The 3,564-nt window shown below is 38.8% G+C and carries 2 protein-coding genes; both read right to left on the bottom strand.

Annotation, left to right across the window (positions count from 1 at the left end):
• Positions 1-384: 384 nt before the first annotated feature.
• Positions 385-1,407 (bottom strand): catalase family protein, encoded by a 1,023-nt coding sequence (locus ACP6PL_RS15500; RefSeq protein WP_426546164.1) that lies wholly within the window; start codon positions 1,405-1,407, stop codon positions 385-387.
• 39 nt (positions 1,408-1,446) lie between these two features.
• On the bottom strand, positions 1,447-2,829 hold the full coding sequence (locus ACP6PL_RS15495) for a lipoxygenase family protein (protein WP_426546163.1): 1,383 nt from the start codon (positions 2,827-2,829) through the stop codon (positions 1,447-1,449).
• Positions 2,830-3,564: the final 735 nt, after the last annotated feature.

Here is a 3,564-nt window from a genome sequence, read left to right as displayed (position 1 = left end):
CTTGTAGTTGGGCTTTAGCCCGAACTGTAGATAGGGCTAAAGCCCAACTACAAACAAAAACTTTTTGATCGTTGATTAATAGAATTATCAACGTATATTATATCACCGGATTTTATGTCATCCAAAAATTTCAATAACTATAACGTTGCAGTTTAGGGTCTGACCCCTCATAGTGCAAAAAAAAATCAGAAAACATTACCTTAGGGGCTGGGAAACCAAACCCTCATATAACCACCCTCCCCACACTCTGCTTTTCTCAGCAAACCCTACTTACAGCGCTTTTCAGTTGAGTAGACCACAAAACTGTTGTAGGAGTAATGAGTAAGGAGTAAGGAGTAAGGAGTCAGTATCATTGTGGTTTATTAATATGAAAACCGCTGTAAACTACTCACTTTTATTGTATAAAAAGCTTCTTACTGCCAGAGATAACCCATAAATCCGAACACGGGCAGCATTCACAGAATTAGGATCTTTAGCAGAAAACCCCTCCACAGCACCCAAAGAATCTGGTTGCCTACCAATATTAAAAGAGAGTTTCTCCGTTTCTTTAAAAGATAGCGATCTTTCAATTCTCACTGTTGCTAAATCAAGCCAAGGGGAAGTTTCCTCGCTCCAGTCTCGCTCCTGGGTAAAAATTTCAGTTTTATCTCCTTGAATATCCTCATGCAAACGCAATTGCAGATGAAAAATTACAGGTTGTGTTGATAATCTTTCAATATATTCCTTGCGGAGATAATCAATAGGTTTTGTCTCCTCCGGAAGTCGCTTTTGCAACCAAGGCTTTTCCAGATCGCTTCCCTGTATAACCCCAGAGTCTAATCCCCGATCTTCAGGAATTAAACGATATTTAACATATCTGAGTTTTCCATCTTTTGCTTTAAAGTAATTTACCAACTTCGAGTAATAATACATCTGACTAAAAGAGTCAGGGGCACGTCGCAGGGTTTCAGCAAAAATTTCTTTGAAGATAGGTTCTTTTTGACAATAAGCCTCAAGTCCCTTAGAACTAACTGGTTCGTCCTCTCCTCTATCGCTTATAGATGCCAAAGTAAAATTCCAAAATTCGATGATATCTCGAAATGTGCGCGGCCCCGTATTCATAATGATATCAAGTGGACTCTTCTCTGGCTGATCGCTGAGTTTGAGAGAAGCACTGCGAAGATCCATCGCTGCATCATCCTCAAATGTCACCGCACCATGGCGAATTTGTAGGGGAAAAACTTTTCCTGCTTGCCAAAACTCATGTTCCGGAAATTCCGGGTAATCGACAACTTTCAAAGTTCCAGCACCACCCACGCCATATTTATGAGTTGCACGTCCTTTATTTTTAAATGCTGCCAACATAAAAAGTAACGAGGCACCAATTAAGTAAAAAAAGAACAGAATAGTATCCCAAATTTTTTTCATCAATTTCTCCATTCTGAAAAAATATATTGGCGCTTTCTTCTAAATATTGATGCTCATCATAATCCATCCAAGAGGAATTCCCGGTTCGATGCGATCGCGATATTCCCAAAGTAGTTTTTTCAGAGGAAGGGGAGCAAATTCAATAACAGGGTTGTAATGAAGATTTGCTAAAGTCCACATTAATTTCACTTGAGAATCATGGCGTTGTTCAACCTTTTTAGCATCATAGTTAGGATCATCTTCATCCCACAATCCGATCGCCGTATATTCAATATCTCCACCATCTTCATATTGCTTATTATTTACCCAAGAATGGAAAAAAGTACAGTGGTAGAGAACATAAACGCAAAGCTGTTGCAAATCTTTTTGGTCATTAATTGCTAATTTTTCCTTGGGCTTGAAAATTGTATGAGTTACTAAATCTTGAGACATAGCCTCAATTTCATGCCAATAGGTTTTAATTTCCTCCTGATTATTAGCAAAAAATTCGGAAACATATTTCTCCAGTAACTCCCACATAGCAAGGGCAGCGCGATCGTAATAATTATTATCAATCGGATCGGGGAGAGCGGTTTGTGCTGGAGACCAGTGATAATTCAAAGTAGCGATTTCCTCTACTAGAACCCCCTCTACGCTTTTTGCATCCAAAGCCGAGGCTTCCGGAATAAAGCCCTTATTCCCGATAATTAGGGATGATCCTTTCTTGTCAATACTAATTAAGCCTTCAAAGTGATCCCATAGTAGCTCGCGAATAGGACTTTTAATGACATTCCGATAAAATGCCATCGCATATTGATCCATATTCATGTGAGTCCGTCCCAAATGAGACTGAATTTCCTGAAAGACGTATTCGGCACTGCGAAAATAATATTTTGCCTTTTCCCAATATTGTCCATCTGTAGGAGAAGAATTAATAACTTGGCCTTTCCAGGAATATTCTATAGAGTGAACGTGGAGAGCGCGATCGCGCAGAACAAAACGAGCTTCACTATATTCAGGAAGTATTCCTCCAGGTTCCGCTTGAAAGCGTCCGGTATCGTAGCGAACAGCATATTGCCATTCCTGACCTGTAACTGGCCTCAGTTCTCCCGGATTAAATCCATTTAAACGTCGTTCCACGAAATATTCATCGCTGAACTTATCCGGATGCAGCCGACTTAAGTTAGCAGGCATCCAATCCCTCAAGGAGGAACCTATCATGCTGCGGAAGCCCAACTTTTTGGCCAATCCTGAGAAAGCCCAGTTAAAAAGAGGAATTAAAGGCAAGGTGGGGAAAACTTGCAAGCCAAGATGAGCTTCATATCTGGAGGTTGGTTCAACTTCTTCAGGTAAGGGACTATTGACATCAAATCTGGGAAAGTCTTTTCCTGGTGTACCGTAGTATTTAAATCTTACTTTGGGATTGCTAGATGGTTGGTTCATAGTTAATTAGTTATTTTTTCTGGTAGTTCAAAAATTATCAGTATCGAGAATGTCACAATTATCACCTACGATCCTCTTACCTAGTTTATCTTTACTTATTTCTTTAACTTTTATAGCGGTTTTCACAAAGGTAGACTACAAAATTTCTTCCTTCTCTCCTAGATAACTAAAGCCTTCTTCCTTCTCTCCTAGATAACTAAAGCCTTCTTCCTTTAAACCCAAATATCTGTACTCTATATTAATGAAAACTGCTATAATTATTTCTTTCACTTTGTCAAAGTGACCATCTACAATTACTTTTTTCCCATACTATCAACTGAAATACTGTCTTTCCATTTCAGTCTAAAACGCTCAAAAAGTTAGCATTTTGAGCAAGAGTTGGGCAAAAAAATTGCTCCTCTACTCCCCTACTCCCCCGCTCCTTAAAAAGACTTTTTTAGAAAACCCTAAATATCATCAACCCCATCATCCATCTGAAATAAAATTTTCTCTATCTCAACATTCGACTCCTCAACTTCTACTTCTATCGAATCATAAGTTGGTTGTACAACGAAAGGCAAATTTGCTCCTATCAATCCTCTTTTAACTCTTTCTGGAGTTTCGGAAAATAAAATAAATAAAGGATATATTTCCTCCGCCTCTTGAGCATAAATAAATCCTCAATTATGAGTTATGAGTTATGAGTTATGAGTTAGGAGTTAGGAGTTAGGAGTTGTGAGTTAGGAGTTAGGAGTT

This window comes from Dapis purpurea BLCC-M126 (assembly GCF_050015975.1).
Taxonomy (GTDB): Bacteria; Cyanobacteriota; Cyanobacteriia; order Cyanobacteriales; family Microcoleaceae; genus Trichodesmium.
Note: the sequence above shows the minus strand (reverse complement) of the source record. Positions and strands in the feature narration are given on the sequence as shown.